The sequence below is a fragment of the Prosthecobacter sp. genome, from assembly GCF_044227185.1.
Taxonomy (GTDB): domain Bacteria; phylum Verrucomicrobiota; class Verrucomicrobiia; order Verrucomicrobiales; family Verrucomicrobiaceae; genus Prosthecobacter.
In genome coordinates this window covers 148,874-170,062 of the sequence record NZ_JBGAFO010000011.1, presented here as the reverse complement: position 1 = coordinate 170,062, position 21,189 = coordinate 148,874, and the positions used below count along the sequence as shown (strand labels likewise).

Here is a 21,189-nt window from a genome sequence, read left to right as displayed (position 1 = left end):
TTCCCCTTGTCCTTCGCTTCCCCCACGGCGAAGAAACCCTATACCCGGTAAAGAACCCCTCTGCCGCCGCGTTACATTCTCCTCCCTCGCATGAATCTCGCCCTTCGCCCTGCCACGCATGAAGCTCTGCAACGCTTTCGCCTGCGCCGCCAGCACCTGTTGCGCCTGCGGGCCGTCCTTTGTGCCGGTGCCATCGCCCTGGCTGCTTTCACGCTGATCGCCCTGCTGGACCGCGCCTGGTTCATGCCGGATGCCGTGCGGCCCTGGGTCACCCTGCTCGCCTACGGGGGTGCGGCCTATGCCGCCTGGCGTGTGGCGTGGCGCTTCATCGCTCAGGCCAGCGGGAAGGAGGGCACCGCGCGCCTCATCGAAGCCGCCGAGCCCACCCTCCACGAGCGCCTGCTCGCCGCCGTCGAGCTCGCCGATCCCCAGGGCGGCGCCAACATCAAAGACTCCGCCGAGTTCCGCGAAAAACTGCAGGACGATGTCGCCTCCGCCGTCGAAGGCATCGATTGGAACGCCCGCCTTCCCACGCGCACGCTGCGCCCCTGGTTCATCGCCCTCGGCAGCGTCGTCGCGCTCATCCTCGTCCTCTGCCTCGTGCCCAGCCTGCACCTCGGCGGCTTCATGGCCCGCGCCGCTTTGCCATTCGCGAATCTCGAACGCCCCGCCCTGGTGAAGATCCGCGTGCTGGAGCCGCTCAAGGCCAGCGCCCTTGCCCCCATCGGCTCGGAGATGCCCCTCATCATCGAGACCGAAGGCCCGCAGCCCGCGCAGGCCACGCTGGAGTTCGTCGTGGAAGGTTCGAAGCCCCGCCGCACCGAGCTCTCCGCCGTCGGCACCGCCCGCTTTGAAGGCGTCATCCCCGTGGGCCAGACGGATGTGCGCTACCGCGTGCATGCCGCCGATGCCATCACTCCCTGGCGCACCCTCAGCGCCAAGGCCCGCCCGCGCGTCGTCGAGTTCACCAAGACCATCATCCCGCCCGCCTACTCCGGCTGGAAGGAAACCAAGGTCACCGCCGATCAGGGCGACCTCGAAGCGCTAGACGGCTCCACCATCAAGCTCACGCTCAAGACCAACCAGCCCGTCTCCAAGAGCGACTTCGTCCTGAACCCCGACCTCCCCGAGAAGAAGCCCCTGCCCACCACCACCACGCCCGAGGGCCTGCTCACTGCGGACGTCCCCGTGCAGCCCACGCACAGCTCCTGGCAGATCACTTTGAAGTCCCAGGAAACCGGCTTCACCAATGAAGAAAGCACGCCCTGGCGCATCACCACCATCCCGGATCTCCCGCCCACCGCGCAGATCAATGAACCCAGCGAGCAGATCGAGCTCCTGCCCGATGAAGCCGTGCGCCTGGCCGGTCTTGTCACAGACGATGTCGGCCTCGGCGGCGTGAAGCTCGCCCACGCCATCAATGGCGCGAACTGGACCGAGCGCGATCTTCCCTTCACCAAGGCGGACAAGGAAGCCCCCGTGCAGACACTCCTGCCCCTCGCCCCGCTCGGCGTGAAGACTGGCGACGCCCTCCTCATCAAGCTCATCGCCACCGACCTCAAAGGCCAGAAGGCCGAGTCCCCGCCTGTGCGCGTCATCATCCTCGAGCAGACCGTCGATCCCCGCCAGCGCGAGTGGGCCGAAAGTCAGCGCCGCCTCGCCATGAAGGCCGAGCGCCTCGATGAGCAGACCCGCGAGCTGCGCAAAGACCTCGATAAAGTGCGCAAGAGCGAAAAAAACGCCCGCAAAGATCCGGACAAGGCCAAGGACGAAGCCGCCAACGCCCTCGCCTCCGCGCAGGAAAAACTCGAGCAGGTCAAAGCCCAGTCCGAAGAACTCTGGAACGCGCTGAAGGACGCCGCGCGTGACGCCCCAAATCAGCTCGATGCCGCCGAGGCGCAGCTCCTGGGCAAAAAGCTCGCCCAGCTCCGCCGCGAGCAGCTTCCCGAACTCGAAAAGCTCAACGCCGAGGAAATCGACAACACCGAGAAGCTCAAGCGCGCCGCCAATGAAGCCGCCGGCCACGCCGCCGTCATGGCCGATGCCCTCCGCGCCTTCGCCGCCGAAGACAGCGCGAAGATTGCCGCCAAGGAATCCCAGCAGCTCCAGCGCCAGTCCCGCATGCTCACGGAGACCTCCCTGCAGGCCAATCGCGATGCCGAGCAGCGCCCGAAATGGCAGGAGCAGCAGCGCGCCCTCATGGCCCAGGCCAAGACCTTGCAGAAGGACCTGGACAAGCTCGATGAAACGCAGAAGGGCCGGAATCGCGGCCAGCTTCAGGAGGTGGAAAAACGCCTCACTGAGACCTCCGCGGATCTCGCCAGCAGCCTGGACAAGCCGGACCAGACCAAGAGCCCCGAGCACCTCTACGGCGCCTCTGACAATCTGCGCAACCGCCTCCAGCAGGCCGCCGACATCAGCCGCAGCATCGCCGAGCAAACCGCCAATGAAGCGCAGCAGCGCCGCGAAAACCTCAACCGCCAGGATAATCCCGCGCTGCAAAAGCTTGAGGAGGCCCGCAACCACCTCGCCAGCGCGGAAAACGTCACGCGCGATCCCCGCCACAACAAGAAAGACCACGACGACCTCACCCCCGTCGAGAAAGCGCAGAAGCTCCTCACCGAAGCGGCCAAGCAGCTTCAGGACCAGGCCGAGCTTCGCGAGCAAAACCAGGCCACGAACACCCAGGCTGCGCTCGACATGAACCGCGCCAGCCGCGCCGTGGACGAGCTCGCCCGCCAGACCGCCGAGGCCAAAAAGATTCCACTTCCCACCAACGAAGAAGCGGAGAAAGCCCGCCGCAGCAATGCACCGCCTTCTGAAGCCACGAAAGCCATGGCCAGTCTGAAAGAGCAGGCCACCCAGCTCTCCCAGGCAGCACGCGCCTTGGAGGCAGACGCCCTCGCGCAGGATGCCACGCAGGCGCTTGAGGCCGCGCAGGCCGAGTCCATGCGCCCGCAGAATCAGCAGGACTTTGCCGAGACCGCCGCACAGGCCCGCGCCGCCGCCGAGGCCCTGCAGCAGGTGCCGGAAAAGATCAACCGCGCCCGCCTTGCCGAAGCCATGCAGCAGAAGGACCCGCAGGCCGCCAACAATCTCCGCCAGGCCGCCCAGCAGGCCAGCGATACCGCGCGCAATGCCGCCGAGCAGAACAAAAACATCGCCCGTGAGGCCGCGCAGCAGCAGCCCGGCCAGCAGCCAAACAACCAGGGCGCCCAGCAGGCCACCGCCGATGCGCAGAAGAAGGCCAATGAACTCGCCGCGCAGCTCCAGCCGCAGGTGGATGCCGCCCGCGCGCAGCTCGCCGCTCTCACCCCGGAAGTCAGCGAGATGATGAAGCGCGTGGCCCAGGATCTGAAGAAGACGCAGCAGGAAACCCAGACCGCCGCCGACGCCGCAAAAGCTGAAAAGCCCGTCGCTGAAGTGGCCCAGAAAGCCCAGGAGCTCCGCCCCGAAGCCGCCGAAAACGCCGAGAAAATGGCCGCCCTCCAGGCCGCCCTGCGTCAGGAAGCCAACGCCTCCGACCTGGGCAAGCAGGCCGAGGCCCAGCTCTCCCGCACCGCCGATGTCGCCCTCGCGCAGATGCAGCAGAAGACACCGCAGATCGCGCAGAACCTGAAGCAGGCCGCGCAGGCCCAGCAGAGCAAGCCGCAGGAGCAGGCCCTGCAGGCAGCCGCCAATGCCCAGCAGCAGACCGCCCAGGCGCTGGAGCAGCTCGCGCAAAACATGAAGAAGGTCGAGGACGGCCAGCAGCTCACCGAGGCCGAGCAGGCCGCCATGCAGCAGATGGAGCAGGATCTCGGCGTGCAGGAGCCGCTGGATGAAGCCTACCAGCGCGCCAAGGACCTCGCCGAAATGGCCAAGGACGCCACGCAGAATCCCCAGGCCGTGCTTGAAGCGCTGGAAAAAGAGCTGCCCAAAAACCAGGCCATGCAGAAGGCCCTCGCCGAGACCGCCCAGGCCACCGCCCAGCAGGCCGAGCAGGCCGTCTCAAAAGAAACCCAGCAGGCCGTGCAAAACGGCATGGCCCAGAAGCAGGCCGCCAGCGATCTCGCCCGCGTCTCCCGCCACCAGCAGCGCCTCGGCGACCAGGAGGCCGCGCAGCAGGTGGCCCAGGCCAGCAACGAGCTGCAGCAGGCCGGCCAGCAGGCCGAAGCCCAGCAGGCCAACCCCGTGCCCAATCCGCAGGCCGCTCAGAAGAGCCAGGCCAATGCCGCAAAAGCTGCAAAATCCGCCGAAGCCACCGCCAGCAGAACTTCCCCTCCCGCGCTCGCCTCCCCCCTCGAACAGCTCCAGGGCCAGATGCTCGCCCAGGCGCTCGACCAGCTCGATGCCCAGCTCCACCCCATGCAGGGCGGCCAGCAGCAGCAACAGCAGCAAAACCAGCAGCAATCACAGGGTGGCAAGCCCGAAGGCGGCCAGCAGTCCGCGCAGCAGAGCCTCAGCAACGCCCAGCAGGCCCAGCAGCAGAGCATGGCCGACTCCCGCAATCAGGGCCAGACTCCCGGCCAGAAGCCCTCCCAGCAGCAGGCGCAGAATCAAAAGCAACAGGGCCAGAACAGCCAGGCGCAGTCTTCCGAAACTGGCAACCAGTCCACCCAGCTTCAGGACGGCGTGCTCGGCCAGGTCATGGTCCTCAGCAAAGGCGACTGGGGCCACCTCCCGCAAAAAATGGCCGACGACCTGACCGAAGCCACCCGCAGCGAAGCCGCCCCCGAATACCGCGCCGCCATCGAAAGCTACTACAAGGCCATTGCGGCAAAGGCGAAGAAGTAGGGGCCTCTCGAGCTTTGGTTCGCTCCGAAAGCAGCCTCAGCACGCTGATCCTTCCGTCAGTCACAAAGCGCATTCCCTGGCGGGTCAGTCCTCACTGTTAGTCGCGCCATCTCATCAGATCACGACACCCCGATGTCACCCGAGTTTGAAATCAGGCACGAGCTCATCAGCGACCTCATGCACCACCTCGACCGAAAAGGCGCGCTGGGCCTTTGTGAATGCGATAAAGAAAAGAAAGCTTTCATAGAGGGACTGAAAATGCCCATGACGCTGAAGCGCATGTTCCAGTGGAGCTGGCCGTCCAAGTGGGCCGACCTCCCGCCCTACAGACTCGCGCCCTTGAACGAAGTATTTTCAGGAGACTGTTTCCCGCGGTTTTTCGCCGCCGGCATGCTGATTTTGGGTGCCGCCAAAAATGGAGATTGCCTTGTACTGCGAATCTACCCGGATCGCCATGAAATGGGCCTGCTCAATACCACCCAGTTTGCCGGCGAAGATTCGGACACATCTCCCGAACTTTTTTACACCAGGGTTTGTGGCAGCCTGGATGAACTGCTTTTCCGAATGACGGAGGAGCGCTTTCTTCCCATCGACTACTGGTCAGCCGTGGAACTGAACCAACTGAAGCATGAAATAGGAGAGGACGGGGCGGACGATGCCTCGAAAAGAATTGGTTTTATAGGCAGCTCTTCAGACGATCTGAAGCAGGCACCAAAATCATAAAAGACGCTGACAACACCGCCGCATGGATGGATCATCTCTCCCCATCCGATCCAGCATGTCCGCCGAACTTCAAACTCCCCGAGGCCGGGTCTTTTTCTGGATCGGCATGGCGGTGCTTCCAGCTTTCTGACGGTGGTGAATGAACGCACAGCAGTTCACCCGCTGGCAGATGCGCGCAGCCTGCGTTTGGACCCTTCTCCACCTGTTGGCACCATCGCTTTCTGGCGGATGTCGCCCGCGTTCCAGAGCAGGCTCGCTCCACGGCAGACGGGAGCCAAAAGCTGCCCGTCTCCTTCGGCTTCGGCTGGGGCCTGAGTTCATCGAGTTCTGCATCTCCGCCCGCGCGCAAACGGTGGCAACCGCTGCTTCGGAACGCATGAGAACGGTCCACGCACACCGCCCCTCGACCTTCGCTGATGTCATGCCCGCCGCTATCAACTCCTCAATAAATGATTCATTAAAACACCTGTGGTCATGAAAGAAGTGGCCTACGCCAAGGCTATACAGTCAGTGGGAATTCAACATAAAATTCAGGCCGGATTCACCGCGGCGCTCCTCTTTCTGCTCCTGACAGGGATCACCGCATGGTGGAGCGAGCAGCGAAATATGCAGCTTTATGGCCTGGTAAACCGCACCCATGAAGTCATCGAACAACTCGACGACACCCTGCTCAACGTCCTCAATGCCGAGACCGGCAACCGCGGCTTTGCCATTTCGGGAGACGAGGCCTTTCTCCGCCCGTACGACGCCGGCATCGCGGCCTTGAAGGATTCCCTGGCGCGGGCCACGCGCCTCACCGAAGACAACCCCGCACAGCAGCAGCGGCTGGCGGTGCTGCAGCCCTTGATCCAGGAGAAGATCAGGCTCGCGGGGGAAGTGGTGCAGGTCAGGCGCAGCGGCGATGTCGCCGGTGCGCTCCAGCGCATCGAGGCCGGCACCGGGAGAAAGTTGATGGACCAGATCCGCAGCCTCATCTCAGAGATGCACGCGGAGGAGTCCCGCCTCCTTCTCGTACGCACCACGCAGGCACAGTCCCTTTCCCGGCGCACCATGGCCATTGTCGCTTTCGGCGGCGTGCTGTCCCTGGCCATGATCGGCCTCGCCAGCCTCGTCATCCGCCGCGATCTGGAAAAGCGCCGGCAGGCCGAGGCGGAGCGGGACCGTTTTTTCACCCTGCCGCTGGACATGCTCTGCATCGCCAGCGCAGACGGCTATTTCAAGCACGTCAATCCCGCCTTTACCCAGACCCTCGGGTGGGGCACCGAGGAGATGCGGCGGAAGCCCTATATCGAACTTGTCCACCCGGACGACCGTCAGGCCACCTTGCATGAAATCGGGCGCCAGCTCACCGAAGGCGCCACGGTGGTCGGTTTCGAAAATCGCTGCCAGCACAAGGACGGCTCCTGGCGCACCCTTTCCTGGAAATCCGTGCCCGCTGCCGGCGGTCTTCTCTTTGCCACCGCGCGCGATGTGACGGAGCAGAAAATGGCCGCGGAGGTCCTCCGTGCCCGTGAAGAAAAGCTCGCCGTAACGCTGAACTCCATCGGCGATGCCGTGCTGGCCACCGATGCGCAGCGCCGCATCACCCGGCTCAATCCCATCGCCGAGCAGCTCACCGGCTGGACGCTTGCCGAGGCGCAGGGCCGCTCCGTGGAGGAGGTGTTTCACATCATCAATGAGACCACCCGCAAGCCCGCCGTCATCCCGGTGGACGAGGTGCTCGCCACCGGGGAGATCCACGGTCTGGCCAATCACACCGTGCTTGTCGCCAGGGACGGGACGGAGCGCCCCATTGCAGACAGCGCCGCCCCCATTCGCGATCTCGCCGGCTGCATCATCGGCGTGGTCCTCGTCTTCCGGGATGTGACAGCGGAGTACGCCGCCGCCCGCGCGCTGCGCGACAGCGAGGCCCTGAACCGTTCCGTGCTCAATTCCATGCTGGCAAACATCGCCGTCGTGGACCGCCACGGCACCATCATCGCCATCAATGACGGCTGGGAACGTTTTGCGCGGGAAAATGGCGGTGAGACGCTGCTCCCCACTCTCGGCATCGGCGTCAATTATCTGGAAGTCTGCCAGCACGCCATAAAGGACATGGGCTCCGAAGCGCAGCATATTCAGGACGGGCTGCGCGGTGTGCTGGACCATTCCATGCCCGGCTTCACGCACGAATATCCCTGCCACTCGCCCACGGAGTACCGCTGGTTCACCATGCACGTCTCCCCTCTGGCCCACGCGGAGGGCGGCGCCGTCATCGCGCAGATCGACATCACCGCCCGCAAGCGCGCCGAACAACTGCTGACGGACTTCAAGGCCGCGCTGGATGAGCACGCCATCGTCGCCGTCACCGATGCCAGAGGCGTCATCACGTATGTAAACGACAAGTTCTGCGCCATTTCCAAATACTCGCGCGAGGAGCTCCTCGGACAGGACCACGGCATCATCAATTCCAAGCATCATCCGAAGGACTTTATCGCATGCCTGTGGCGCACCATCAGCAGCGGCCAGGTGTGGCAGGGTGAGATCAAAAACCGCGCCAAGGACGGCTCCTTCTACTGGGTGGACACCACCATCGTCCCCTTCCTCGGCGCGGATGGAAAGCCCGTGCAGTACATCGCCATCCGCGCGGACATCACCGCCCGCAAGAACGCCGAGGAGGAGATCCGCTGCTTCAATGCGGAGCTGGAGCAGCTGGTGGCCCAGCGCACCAGCGCCCTGCGCCAGCGGGAGGCGCAGCTCTACGAAGCTCAGCGCATCGGCCAGATGGGAAGCTGGCATTTTGACGTGGGGGAGGAGCACCTGACGTGGTCTGACGAAATCTTCCGCATTTTTGAGCGGGACCCGCGGGAGTTCAAAGTCTCCTACAAGGGCTTCATGGAGACAGTTCATCCGGATGACCGCAGCCTGGTGGAGAAGGCCTATTACGAGTCCCTGCGCGACCGCACTCCCTACGAAGTGGAGCACCGCCTCCTGCTGCCCGGCGGGCGCGTCAAGTATGTGCAGGAGCGTTGCGAGACGGTGTATGATCCCGCCGGCCATCCGGTTCACTCCTTGGGAACTGTACAGGACATCACCGAGCGCCGTGAGGCCCAGGAGCGGGACGCCGCGCATCTGCGCAAGCTGAAGCGCCTCTCCGAGCTCAGCATGCGCCTCTCCGGAGATCCCTCCGCTGTCTTTGAGGAGGTGGTCGGCATGGTGGCGGAGCTCTTCTCCGTGCCCATCGTCTGCCTCTCTGAAATCGTCGGCCAGGATCTCCGGTTTAGAGCCGTCCATCTCAACAACCAGGTGCAGCTGGATGCCGGCACCTTCCCGCTCGCCGGCACTCCCTGCGCCTCCGTGGAGACCACCAAGGCGCTGAACATTTACGAGCGCGTGCAGGAGTGCTTCCCGCAGGCTGCCTTTCTGCGCGAACACAATGCGTACGCCTACTGCGGCGTCCCCTCCGTTGACGCCCAGGGGAAAGTGGTGGCCATCACCTGCCTGCTGGACACCGGGCCGCATGATTTCACTGAAGAAGATCAGGAAATCATGCGCATCATCGCCCAGCGCGTGGCCATGGAGCTGGAGCGCAGCCACAATCTCGCCGAACGCAGAAACATGGAGCTTATCGCCCTGCGTTCCCAGCGCATGGAGGCCCTGGGCACCCTTTCCGGCGGTGTGGCGCATGACCTCAACAATGCCCTCGCCCCCATCCTCATGGGCGTGGAGCTGCTGCGAAAGTCCTGCCCGGAGCAGTCAAAGATTCTTGATCTCTTTGAAACCAGCGCCAGACGCGGCGCGGACATGGTGCGCCAGCTTCTCACCTTTGCCAAAGGCGCCGATGGTGAACACACCGCCCTGCGCGTGGAGTGTCTGGTCAGGGAGCTGGAAAACCTCATGACCAGCAGCTTCCCCAAGAGCATCCATCTCGAGGTGAGCTGCGCTGCCAACCTGCCGCAGGTGCTCGGAAACTCCACCCATCTGCATCAGGTCCTGCTCAATCTCTGCGTCAATGCCCGCGATGCCATGCCTGATGGCGGCACACTCACTCTCACCGCCCTTTCCCTTGTGGTCGATGAAGCCTTCGCCAGCGCCATCCCAGACGCGCGGCCCGGCCACTACGTGGTGCTCCGCGTGCAGGACACCGGCATGGGCATTCCCCAGAAGGCGATGGAGCGCATCTTCGATCCCTTTTTCACCACCAAGAGCCAGGACAAAGGCACCGGCCTCGGTCTTTCCACCGTCATGGGCATCGTAAAAGGTCATGGCGGCTTCCTGCAGGTTTCTTCACAGCCTGGTGTCGGGTCCATCTTCTCCGTCTATCTTCCTGTCCACTCCAGCAGCAGTGAGAGCACGCCGCCGCCCGCCGCTCCTTCCGCCTTCCGCGGCCAGGGAGAAACCATCCTGCTCGTGGATGATGAAGCCTCTGTGCGCGACATGGCCTCCACCGTGCTCCAGCGTCTCAACTTCACCCCACTCACCGCCGCAGACGGCACCGAGGCTCTGCTGATGGTCACTCATCATCGCGCCAAGATTCGCGTCATCATCACTGATCTCCACATGCCCCACATGGACGGCCTGTCCTTTGTGCGCGTGCTGCGGCGGCTGCATTCGGACATCCCCGTCATCCTTGCCAGCGGCCGCCTGGAAGATCCGCAGGCCGTGGAAATGAGCGCCCTGGGCGTGACCCATCGTCTCGACAAACCTTTCACCGAGCATCAGCTTGCCGGAGTTTTGGAGGCCGTCCTCGCTCCGGCCTAGCAGGTGCGAATTGAGCTTGTCAGCAGCTGAGAGGATCTGCCATGCTTCGTTTCACCACGCGTTCCTTCGGAGTCTTTGCCATCGCCCTTGTCCTGAAAGGCTCGCTTTTGGCACAGGAACCGATGACCGGGCCCCGGGGAAAAGAACGCTGAAATTCGTGAAACAGCGCAGAAAGAGCTGCACCGCTACTGGCCGAAACTGGATCTCCAGCAGCCTGCGGAGGATGCCAGAAAGCAGTCCTCTCGCTCCGCGAGAGGACCCAGCGCTCCCGCAGCGGCGAAGGATTCACGAATGACAGAACGCCTGGAGCGGGGCGTGAGCGCTGGGCTCATCTCGCGGAGCGAGATGGCTACTTTAGTTCCGCCACCCGTTTCCACTCCGTCCCATCTGTTCGCGTCAGCGTCTGCCCGTCCTGGGAGATGCGAAAGTGCTGCACGTCGTTGTCAGCCTTGGCCACGACCACCTCGCTGTCAGACTGCACCATCCATTTGCCATCCCAGGGGCGCACCACCCACTCCTCATGCCAGCGGCCGTCGCCGGAAAATTCCAGGGTCGAGTCAGGGCGTTTCCAGCGTGTGTTTTGAAAGCGTGCCTTGCGCGCCGCGTCGGTGGCCTCATCCGTCGTGGCCTGACGCAGCGCTATGAGCGCCGCCTCCGGCTGCGGGCGTGTTTTCAGCCGGCAGTACCTCTGCTGCCCCTTCCCCGGCCAGTCGTGAATGATGAAGCGCGTGCGGTCGGCGTTAAACTCCAGCACGTTGCCTTCAGCCAGCCGCACGGTGCTGCCGTCCGGCACCGCAAAGGCGTGCTTGTGGCGGTCTCCCTCGCTTCTGAAAAACCTGAACTCGCGCGCGCCGGAGAAAAACGACACCTGCGCCACCTCCGGCTCATTTTCCGCCATGCTGAAGCCCCACGTCGTTTCATCCAGGTAGTCCAGCATCTGCTGCGCGCTCATCTCCTGCTCCGGCGCGGGCGCTTCGGCGGCAGGTGCGCGCGCCATCATCTCCTCCGGCAGGCGGCGGCTCTCCACTTTCAGGATGCGCGTCACCAGGCCTGAGGGAAACAGCGTGTGCCCAAAGCCCATGCGCCCGTCCTTCATCATGCCCAGCGGCGGAAATGGCTCCAGCACATCATAGGCCTGGCACTCACGGTACACCTCGCAGCCATTGATCGCATAGGTGATGAGGCCGCGGCGGCTGGTGATCAAAAATTCGCTGTGCTGAATCGAATCACCAGTACGCACGGCCGCCACCGAGGAGGAATACTTGCCGTCCTGCAGGTGGATCATGCTGCCCTTCCCCGCGTGAAGCTGCAGACAGGTGAACCAGCGCGCGCCCTCCTCATTCCGGCCATAACCGATCATGATGCCCAGCCCGTGGTCAAAGCGCGGCTGCTGGATTTCAAACACACCGCGCAGTTGGAAATTGTCGCCGATGCGGCCGTTGTGCAGCAGGTAGGCGGAGTCTCCCAGGCCCACATTGGTAAGCACGCCGTCGGCCGTGGCGGACCAGTTCCCCTTGTCGAGCTGCCAGCACAGCAGCCGTGGTTCGATGTTCAGCGAGACCCACCCGCCTTTGCTGAACTCCTGCTCAAAGCGTGCCGTCGCCAGCCGGGAGGCCACCAGGTCATTGTCCTTGCCACCGGGCAGCAGCAGCAGCGCCTCATACTCCCGCGCCGCCGTTTCCAGATCCTTCGCCTCCCACGCAGCCTCCGCTGTTTTCCACGCCTTGTTCAGGTCATGGGCATACAGTTCAGACTCACCGCGGATGATGCGCTCATGCGAATGAAACGGCAGCAGCGCCATCTTCACCGGCCGGGTGAAGGGTTTCGGCTGCGCCTTCAGCACCTCCGTGGCACGGGCATAATCCGCGCAGGCCCAGGCATAGCCGCCCAGCATGGAGAGCGCATTCTCCCGCTCCCCGTCACTCCTCGCATCTTTCACCCGCTGCTCAGACAGCGCCAGCGTCGTCTCCCTGACTGACACGTCCTCGAACACCTTCCGCCCCAGTGTCGAATCATCCAGCACATCACCGAGAATCTTGAAGAAGAAGTCTGGCACTGCGGTGTCATGCCGGTGGGTGCGCGCGCACATGATGCCAAAGTCCAGCATCTTCTCATGGCTGCCGCCCCAGCGCGGCAGCAGGCCGTTCAGCCACGAGCGGTAGGCGGGCAGATAGTCAAACTGCGCCGTGAGCGCGCGGTTCAGCCACTCCGCGCTCTCCTCCTCCACCACGCTGCGCGCCACGATGCTGATGTCCAGCATGTTCGTGGCAGGCTGCGGATATTCGGCGTGCAGCTCCCATGCCGCACGAAATTTTCCCGCCGCATTTTTCATGCGCTCTTCGAATCCCTCCCACCCTTCAGGCGGCACCTGGCCGGCCCAGTCGTGCCCGCGCGCCAGCCAGGCCTTGCGCAGTTCAAAGGCCCCCTCCAGCATCAGCCGGGCATACGCAGACTTCAGCGGCGTCTGGCAGATCTCCGCCACCTTCTTTTCATCCGTGGTGAAGACCTCCTCATAAAACAGCGGCACCAGGTTCTCCACCATCACCTCCTCGTCCTCCTCCCGGTAGCTGTCATCGAGGAGAGACAGCCGAGCCGCCTCCATCAGCGGCTTGTCATAGGTTCTGTCGTCCCCCTTTTGCCCCGCGTCACGGCGGATGTCCTCAAACGTCACGATCATGAGGTAGCGCACCACGGGCAGAATCGTCTGCGCCAGCTTGTGATTGTAGCCGCGCTTGAACGCCGCCACGCAGGCCGGGTAGTCGCGCGTGCTGTCATGGATGGCCCAGCACTGCAGCCAGAAGATCACGGGGTCATCCACGCCTTTTTTGAGCAGTTCCTCACAGTCCTTCACCAGGTCCGCCGAGGTGTAGCTGAAATCGCGCTCCGCATGCCCTTTCAGCAGTGGAATCCCACGCCGCACCACCTTCGCCGCCTGCTCATTCACGTCAGGGCTTTTGCCCAGTCTCGTGATGAACGGCTGGATGCACGCGCGCTCGCACCACGCCAGCCACTTCTTCTCGTAATCCACCGCCAGCCGGCTCCCCGCCGCCTGTGCCAGCTCCGGCAGATCACTCCGGTCTTTGATGAACTGGCCCGGCGCACGGATCACCAGCAGCGCCAGCAATCCCAGAGTCAAAATGCAGGTCTTCATGGTCGGTCGAGGGCCCCATCATCGCGTCCCCTTTTCAACTTTAAACCTTAAACTTCAAACTTTAACCTCTTCCCTCTAAGGGACCACCTCCACCGGCGTCCCCTTCGGCACGGCGGCGTAAAACTTCTCCGCCATATGTCCCGGCAGGCGGATGCAGCCGTGTGAGGCCGCATAGCCGGGCAGGTAGCCCTGGTGCATGCCCACGCCGCCGTAGATGCGCATGAAGTAATACATCTTCGCCCCTTCAAAGCGCGTGCCCGGCGGCCGCGGATCGGTGCGGTTGTTGATGTTCTGCATCACCACATTGCCGTGGTAGTCCTCGTAGTCGCCATAGATGGACGACTTGTGATCAATGTCCTTCTCCATCACATGGTACCGCCCGGGCCTGGTGTCATAGCCCTCCGCGCCGGAAGAAATGGGCGAGCCGCCCGCGAGCTGGCCGTTCTTGAAGAGATACACCATCTGCTCGCTGAGATTGATCACCACGCTGGGCTTGCCGTGCATGTCGTCCGCATCCCAGAAGGAGCGGTCACCGGGACCAAACAGTCCCGTCACCCCCTTCCACACAAAGCGCGAGGCCCGCGGGATCTCCCGGGTCACAAAATGGCGGCTGTAATGAAACGCATTGCTGCTCGTGGTCTTCACGGTCGTGCAGCTCACGAAACTGAGCGCCTGGAAAAGAAGAAGCAGACGAAGAAGCATCATGCCAGAAAGCAATGCCGCCACCCCGCGAGAATGCAACGCGGCAGAGTTTAAAGTTTCAGGTCAAAATTGAAATTGGATGCATCCACTCGCCCCCGGCCACGATGCAGCACCTGAAACTTTAAACCTTAAACTTGGAGCGCGTCCTCCTACGGCTTCACCAGGAAGAACGCGCGGAATGCATCCAGCAGCGGCAGGTTCGTCACTTCCGCGCCCGTGGTTTCATCCACCCATGTGCCGTCGGCATTGAGCAGGTAGTTTTGATACACCGCCGTGCTTGCATCCACGTCACCGCTCCACAGGCGCAGGCGTGCTCCGGCGGCCAGAGTCTGTGCACCCGGTGTCTGCGCCGTGGCCAGGCCCGTGCCGCGCAGCGTGGTGCCCGCCGTCTGGGGCAGCGCCAGCGCGGTGGTGCGCACTTCACCCACCAGCGTCAGCGTGGCCGGCGTGCTGCGGATCTGCACCAGCATGCCTGTGTCTGGCGGCACGATGCGCGCGCCGTCATCCGCCAGCGTCGCATCGCCATCGCGCACCCACTGCGCGGCTCCCGTTCCGCTGTGCAGCCATTCGATCTGGAACTGGCCGCTGCTGCTGTCGAAGAACATCACACGGTCCGCTGCATCCGATGTGCCGGCCGCCTGCAGCGCGGACACCGGCAGCAGCGCACCCAGCGTCCAGTGCGGGCGGATGCGCACATGCGAGCCAACCAGCGCGCTGTCAGCAGCGGTGCTCAGCGCGAGACTGCCGGCGGTGACCGCGCCGTCCACATCATAGGTGCGGCCTTTCAGCGCGCCGTCGATCACTTCCACATAGCAGCTCACGCCGCTCTGAAGCTGCGTGCGGATGTCCCCGCCGCTGCCGAGGCTCAGCACCACCGTGCGGTCGCTCACGGAACTGACCTGACCTGCGTAAACCGCAGGCAGCAGCAGCGGCATGGAGAGCGACTGACGGCCCGCCGCAAACGGCATGCGCGCCCAGCCCTGCACCCCCGTGGTGGCCGTGGCCTCCGGAGTGCCGTCCAGGTTTGCATCCAGCACCACCTTGATGCGCAGGAAGCCGCGCGCCGCACCGCTGAAGAGCGACTCCACGCCCGCGTAGCGCAGCGTCTGCGTCTGGTCCGCGTTCGAAGTGGTGGCAGGCGTCACCGCCAGCGCCGTCCAGGTGCTCAGATCATGGCTGCCCTCCAGGTAATAGCGCAGGTCCGCATGGCTGCCCGCGGGCCGCGTGAGCAGCGCGTCGATGGAGCCCGTCGCGCTGTTGTTCACCAGCGTGAAGCGCGAGGCGCCCAGCCCGCTGCCGCCCGCCGTGCCCAGCGCGTACTCCAGCAGATTCGTCTGGCCGTCCGCATCCGGATCATCATTCGCTCCATTGGCACCGCCCAGGCTGTTCTGCGACTGCCATGCCGTGAAGGTGGCCGGAGCCGTGATGGTTCCAGGGTCGGTGGCCAGATTGCGTTTCACTTCCAGGGCATTTGGCGAGCCCGAGCCGCCCACCAAGCCGAAGTCGATGGTCATCATGCCCGAGTCATCCGCCGCATCATCCATGAAGGAATCAAAGCCGTTCTCACCTGTGGTGGAGGTCACGCTGCTGTTCAGCGGCATGGTGCCGTAGGCTAGGTTGATGATGCCGGAGGACACCCCTGTGGCATCAGGCTGCGTGGCATCGCTGCCATTTTCATCAAAGCGGTCGTCCTTGCCCGTGTCCGCATTGGTGGTGGGCTGCACATTGCCGGAGCCCAGCACCGAGCTCATGCCATTGAGCGGCGCGCCTGCCGCAAACATGCTGGCCGGAATGTGCACGTAGTAGGCCGCCGGAGAGGTGGCGTAGAGCATGTAGGTGCCGTCCGCGCCCGTCACCGCTTCGGAGACCGGCGTGTCCGTCACCGCCTGCGCCTGCTGGAAGAGGCGCACCGTCACGCCGGCCATCGGCAGGTCGATGCCGGATTCATACGTGCCGTTCGCGTTCACATCACGGAAGACGAGGTTGCCCACCATCAGCGCCTTCGCCTTCAGACCCAGGTCGATGGTGAGGTCGTTGTTGGCGTCGTCGTCATTGTCGCTGGTCTTGTCAAACCCGGCTTCTCGCCCGTCCGTGTCCGTGGGCAGGCTGCCTGGCATCAGGGAGAAGGCGGCCGTCACCACGCCGGTGCTTTCCGGCGCGGAGGCAGGCTGCGCGTTCTGGTTGAGATTGTCGTCAGAGCCGTTGGTCGTCAGCGTGCTTGGCACCAGGTAGTTGAGCATGCCCGTGGTGGCAAACTGCCCGGCAGGAATGCGCACCTTGTAAGTCTGCGGCGACACCGCCGGCGGGGCATACAGGAGGTACCCGCCGTTCACATCCGTCGTGGTGCTGCCCACCACCGTGTCCGTGCCGTTCACGCCGTCATTGTACACCAGCTCCAGCATCACGCCCGCCAGTCCGGTGTCCACGCCGGTCTGGTATTTGCCGTCCGCGTTCGCATCACGGAAGACCAGGTTGCCCACGCCCAGGCGTGTGCCGAATCCGAAGTCGATGGTGAGATCGCCGTTGCTGTCATTGGCATCATCCGAAGTGCCCTGGAAGCCGCCTTCCTGCGCACCCGTCGGCGCGGCGTTCGCCGTCAGCGTCACCGCAGGCGCGGTGATGCCCACCTGCTCCGGATTCTGCGAGTCAATGCCGTCTTCACCCAGGTTGTCATCCCCCGTGGTGGTCTGGTTGCCGCGCAGTGAGATCTTCTGGTACAACGGTCCCGGCCCCACCGGACCGCCGTTGATGCTGATGGACGGCTTGAAGTTGTCCGCCGCCACATGAACGGTGTACACCCCCGGGCTCAGGTTCGTGAAGAAGTAGCGCCCGCTGGCATCCGTCGTCGTGCTGCGGATGTAGCTGGTGGAGCCCGCCGTGCCGCTGCCGGCATACAGCAGCATCCACACGCCGGACACACCTTCGCCCGCGTCTGCCACGCCGTTGTTGTTCGCGTCATAGAAGACCAGGTTGCCGATGTTCATCAGGTTCGGCAGCGTGCCGCCGGTGAAGCCCAGGTCCATCGTCAGGTCCGCATCCGCATCGTTGTAGGCGTCCTGCGAGTTCAGGAAGCCGGTCTCCCCCTGCGGCTCCGTGCCATAGGCCAGGGAGAAGACCGTGGAGCTCACGCCCGTGCCCGCCGGGTTCGCCGCATCCAGGCCGTTTTCATCCGTGTCGTCGTCGTTGCCATCGTCACCACCAAAGCCGCTGACCGACGTGGTGCCATACAGCGCCGCACCGGAGGCAAACTGCGACGCAGGGATGAAGAGGAAGTACTGCCCCTCTTCATACGTGTTCAGCAGGAAGGTGCCGTCGATGCTCGTGGTCGTCTCCATCACCGGCGTGCTGCCGGCGGGATTGTCCCCGACACGGAAGAGGCGCACGGTTACGCCGGCCACGCCAAAGTCCTGGCTGTCGTAGTGGCCGTTGCTGTTCACATCACGGAACACCAGGTTGCCCACGCTCAGCGGCTTCGGCGCAAAGCCCAGGTCAATCGTCAGGTCCACGTTTGCATCGTCAAAGTCATCGCTTTCGGAGTAGTAGCCCGTTTCCGTGGTGGACGCGGTCGGCGCCTGGTTTGGCACCAGGGTGAAAGCCGGCGTGCGCGCGCCGTCCACCAGCACCCCGCTGGTGGTGTAGCCGTCCTGTCCGGTGTCATCGTCACCGGCCGTGGTGGTGGGTGTCGCATAACCCGCGGGCTTTGAAGGCACCAGGTTTGCCAGCGCCGCGCCGTCCTGGAAGTTGCTCGCGGGAATGCGCACATAGTAGCTGCCCGGCGCCACGCTGAAGCTGTACACACCGCCGCCCGTCGTCGTGGTGCTGCCCACCGGAGCCGTGGCGTTGGCCTGCGTGCTCCACAGCTCCACCGTCACGCCGTCCACGCCGTACTCCAGCGCCGGATCAAAGAGGCCGTCGTTGTTCAGGTCATTGAAGACCACATTGCCCACGCCCGAGCGCGGCACAAAGCCGAAGTCAACGGTCAGATTGGTGGCCGCATCATTGATGTCGTCGCTCGCGCCCTGGTAGCCGCCTTCCTGGCCGCCGGCCGGCGCATTTGTCGGGCTCAGGTCGATCACCGCGGTCTGGATGCCGTTGATGGACGGATTGCCATTGTCGATGCCGTCTTCTCCGACGTTGTCATCACCGCTCTGCGTGCCCAGCACGGAGGCGTAGCCAAACAACGGCCCGCCAAAGTCAAACTGCCACCCCGGCACGCGCACAAAGTAGCGGCCCGGTGTCACATCGGAGAAGAGGTAGCTGCCGTCCGTGTCCGTGGTGGTGGAGGCCACCGGTGCGTCAAACGGGATGAAGGCACCCTCCGCATACAGTTCCACCGTCACCCCGCCCACGCCTTCGCCCGCATCCGCGCGGCCGTTGTAGTTCGCATCGATGAAGACCAGGTTGCCCACGGCCACTGAGCGGAAGAAGCCGAAGTCAATCGTCAGGTCCGTGTTCGCGTCGTTCGCATCATCCATGAAGGCATTGCTGCCAAACTCGCCCAGGGAATCCGTCGGCTCGTCGCCCGGCGACAGATGGAAGGCGGCGGACACCACGCCCGTCGCGGTCGGATCAGCCACGTCGATGCCGTTTTCATCCGCGTTGTCGTCGATGCCGTTGTCACCGCCGTCTCCCGGCAGCGAGCGCCAGCCGGAGAGCGGCTTGCCGGCGGCAAATTCCGAAGCCGGGATGAAGACCATGTAGTCTCCCTCCGTCAGATTGCTGAAGATGTATGAGCCTCCGTTGTTCGTGATCACGGTGGCCACCGGATTGGCCGTCTGCACATCGGCCGAGGCGTCAAAGAGCTGCACCTTCACGCCGTCGATGCCCTCGCCGGAGTCATAGACACCGTTGCCGTTGAGATCCACAAACACCAGGTTGCCCACACCCACCGCGTTCGGGTTGTTCGGCGCAAAGCTGAAGTCGATGGTCAGGTCAAAATTGTTGTCATCAAACGAGTCGATGTCGTGGAACTGCCCGCTTTCGCCCGTGGCATCCGTCGGCTCAGCGTCCACGCCCAGCGTGAAGGCCGCGCTGCTGATGCCGTTGAGGTACGGCGTCGGATCATCAATGCCGTTTTCGTTGCCCGGCACGTCATCATCCACCACGCTCGTCACGCTGCTGACACCCGTGGAGGAGCTCAGCCCGTTCAGGGGATGCCCCGGCTCAAACTGCGAATACGGAATGTGCACCACATAGCTGCCCGCCGGCAGCGCGTCGAAGAAGTACTGCCCGCCACCACTGGTGATGCGGCTGAAGAGCGGCACGCCAAAGCCCGGTGTCTGGTCGGCGCGGTAGAGCTCCACCGTCACTCCGTCCACACCTTCGCCCACGTCGGCCTGGCCGTTCTGGTTCGCGTCGATGTACACCAGATTGCCCACGCCCACCGGCGTCTGGAAGCCAAAGTCAATCGTCAGGTCGATCGCCGCGTCGTCCTGGTCGTCAGACGTGCCTTCAAAGCCCGTCTCACCGCTGTCATCCGTCGGCGCATTGCCGGGGTAGAGGCTGATCACCAGAGAGGACACACCATTGTCAGCGGGCACGCCGTCATTGATGCCGTCTTCACCCACGTCATCATCGCCCACCAGGCCTTCCAGGATGCTGATGCGCTGATACAGCGGCCCGCCGAGCTGGAACTCCGTGGACGGGATGTGCACCAGGTAGTTGCCCGGGCGCAGGAAACTGAAGCCGTAGCGGCCCACGGCATCCGTGGTGGTGATGGCCAGCGGATTGTCCACCTCGGGGAACTGCGTGTCCGTGTAGAGCTGCACGGTCACGCCGGAGATGCCCTCGCCTGTGTCGTAGTGGCCGTTCGAATTGTTGTCCGCGAAAACCATGTTCCCCAGCGCCACCGGACGGAAGAGGCCGATGTCCTCGGTCAGGTCGATGTTGATGTCATTAAGGTCCGTCGAGGAATCATAGCCGGTTTCAGAGCCGCTGTCCGTCGGCGCCGCGTCACGGACCAGATTGACGATGCCCGTGCGCACCCCGGTGATCCATGGCGTGTCTGACGGCAGCGCCTTCTGGCCGACGTTGTCATCCCCTGCTGTGACCACCGGCAGGCTGTAGAGGCCGCGCAGATTTCCGCTGGCTTCAAACTGATAGGCCGGCAGGTAGATGAAGTACTGGCCCTGCCACAGGTTGCTGAAGAGATAGAGGCCGCCATTGGCGGTGACGGCGCTGGCCACCGGCGTCGTCACGCCCGGTGTGTCGCCGTTGCGGTAAAGCTCGATGACCACATCGTCACGGCCTTCACCCACGTCAAAGCGGTTGTTGCCGTTGTCGTCCACAAACACCAGGTTGCCGATGCCCATGATGCCCGGCTCCACAAAGCCGAAGTCCACCGTCATGTCGCCGTTCGCATCCACGGTGTAGTCGTCCAGCTCGCCGCCGCGGCCAAACTCCGCGCCGGAGGATCCGTTGCCCACCGGCTCGGCTCCAGGCGTCAGCGTGATCAGCGGGCTCTTCACCACGGTCTTCGGCCCGCCCGGCTGACGGCCGCTGTCATCCCCGTCGATCTGGTCGTCCAGGTTCGAGGAAATCGGGCTGCTGTAGCCGCTGCCCGCCAGCGGCAGACCGTCCACAAAGTTCGACTCTGGAATCTGCACCTGGTACACGCCGGGTGCCTGGCCGGAGAAGTAATAGAAGCCGTTGTTGTCCGTGTAGGTCCAGCCGATCAGGACCTCGGCGCCGTCAGAGGAGTCTCCGTTCACATCTTTCCACAGGTCCACGCGCACGCCGGGGATGCCGAGCTCCGTCGCATCCTGGATGCCGTCGGCATCATCGTCATTCCACACGATGGAACCGATGGCCACGGAATCCGGCAGCGGTGCATAAGGACGGCCGATGGCGAGGTCACGCGGGCCGGACCAGATTTCAAAGTTCGGGCCCGGCGGCCGCGGGATGGGCACTTCATAGATCTTCACCGTGCCGTTCGGCGCCGTGGCCATGTCCACGCTCAGCAGCGAGCCGCTGTTGTACGTGCCCGCGTTCACAGGCTTGCCCCAGGCATAACCGGCGATGTAGAGACGATTGTCAGCCGGATTGTACTCGATGTCGCGCGTGTCCACCTCTCCTTTGCCGGCGCTGGAGATGGTGCC

Annotated in this window: 6 protein-coding genes (1 of these 6 running past the window's edge); 3 read left to right on the top strand and 3 right to left on the bottom strand. The window is 63.9% G+C overall.

The features are described from left to right. Nucleotides 1-90 precede the first annotated feature (90 nt). The 3 genes from ACILSQ_RS23645 to ACILSQ_RS23635 all read left to right on the top strand — a co-directional run bounded on the left by ACILSQ_RS23645 (nucleotide 91) and on the right by ACILSQ_RS23635 (nucleotide 10,239). Nucleotides 91-4,776: a hypothetical protein gene (locus tag ACILSQ_RS23645; RefSeq protein WP_395746140.1), complete on the top strand. Its 4,686-nt coding sequence runs from the start codon at nucleotides 91-93 to the stop codon at nucleotides 4,774-4,776. 132 nt (nucleotides 4,777-4,908) lie between these two features. Continuing rightward, nucleotides 4,909-5,499: a hypothetical protein gene (locus ACILSQ_RS23640; protein ID WP_395746139.1), complete on the top strand. Its 591-nt coding sequence runs from the start codon at nucleotides 4,909-4,911 to the stop codon at nucleotides 5,497-5,499. Between the two features lie 474 nt (nucleotides 5,500-5,973). Then, nucleotides 5,974-10,239 carry a PAS domain S-box protein gene (locus ACILSQ_RS23635; protein WP_395746138.1) on the top strand — a complete coding sequence of 1,422 codons (4,266 nt, stop codon included), beginning with the start codon at nucleotides 5,974-5,976 and terminating at the stop codon, nucleotides 10,237-10,239. 349 nt (nucleotides 10,240-10,588) lie between these two features. On the opposite strand, the gene ACILSQ_RS23630 is transcribed toward ACILSQ_RS23635, so the two are convergent. The 3 genes from ACILSQ_RS23630 to ACILSQ_RS23620 form a co-directional block, all read right to left on the bottom strand. Continuing rightward, nucleotides 10,589-13,390 carry a hypothetical protein gene (locus ACILSQ_RS23630; protein WP_395746137.1) on the bottom strand — a complete coding sequence of 934 codons (2,802 nt, stop codon included), beginning with the start codon at nucleotides 13,388-13,390 and terminating at the stop codon, nucleotides 10,589-10,591. Between the two features lie 75 nt (nucleotides 13,391-13,465). Then, on the bottom strand, nucleotides 13,466-14,095 hold the full coding sequence (locus tag ACILSQ_RS23625; protein WP_395746136.1) for a L,D-transpeptidase: 630 nt from the start codon (nucleotides 14,093-14,095) through the stop codon (nucleotides 13,466-13,468). A gap of 146 nt (nucleotides 14,096-14,241) precedes the next feature. Then, nucleotides 14,242-21,189, bottom strand: the end of a protein-coding gene (locus ACILSQ_RS23620; RefSeq protein ID WP_395746135.1) for a putative Ig domain-containing protein. It continues 23,529 nt past the right edge of the window; only the last 6,948 of its 30,477 coding nucleotides appear in the window; the start codon falls outside the window, past its right edge; the stop codon is at nucleotides 14,242-14,244.

Coding starts and splice junctions, on each gene's coding strand:
- ACILSQ_RS23630 (WP_395746137.1), bottom strand. CDS start 13,390: ATGAAGACCTGCATTTTGACTCTGGGATTGCTGGCGCTGCTGGTGATC.
- ACILSQ_RS23640 (WP_395746139.1), top strand. CDS start 4,909: ATGTCACCCGAGTTTGAAATCAGGCACGAGCTCATCAGCGACCTCATG.
- ACILSQ_RS23625 (WP_395746136.1), bottom strand. CDS start 14,095: ATGATGCTTCTTCGTCTGCTTCTTCTTTTCCAGGCGCTCAGTTTCGTG.
- ACILSQ_RS23635 (WP_395746138.1), top strand. CDS start 5,974: ATGAAAGAAGTGGCCTACGCCAAGGCTATACAGTCAGTGGGAATTCAA.
- ACILSQ_RS23645 (WP_395746140.1), top strand. CDS start 91: ATGAATCTCGCCCTTCGCCCTGCCACGCATGAAGCTCTGCAACGCTTT.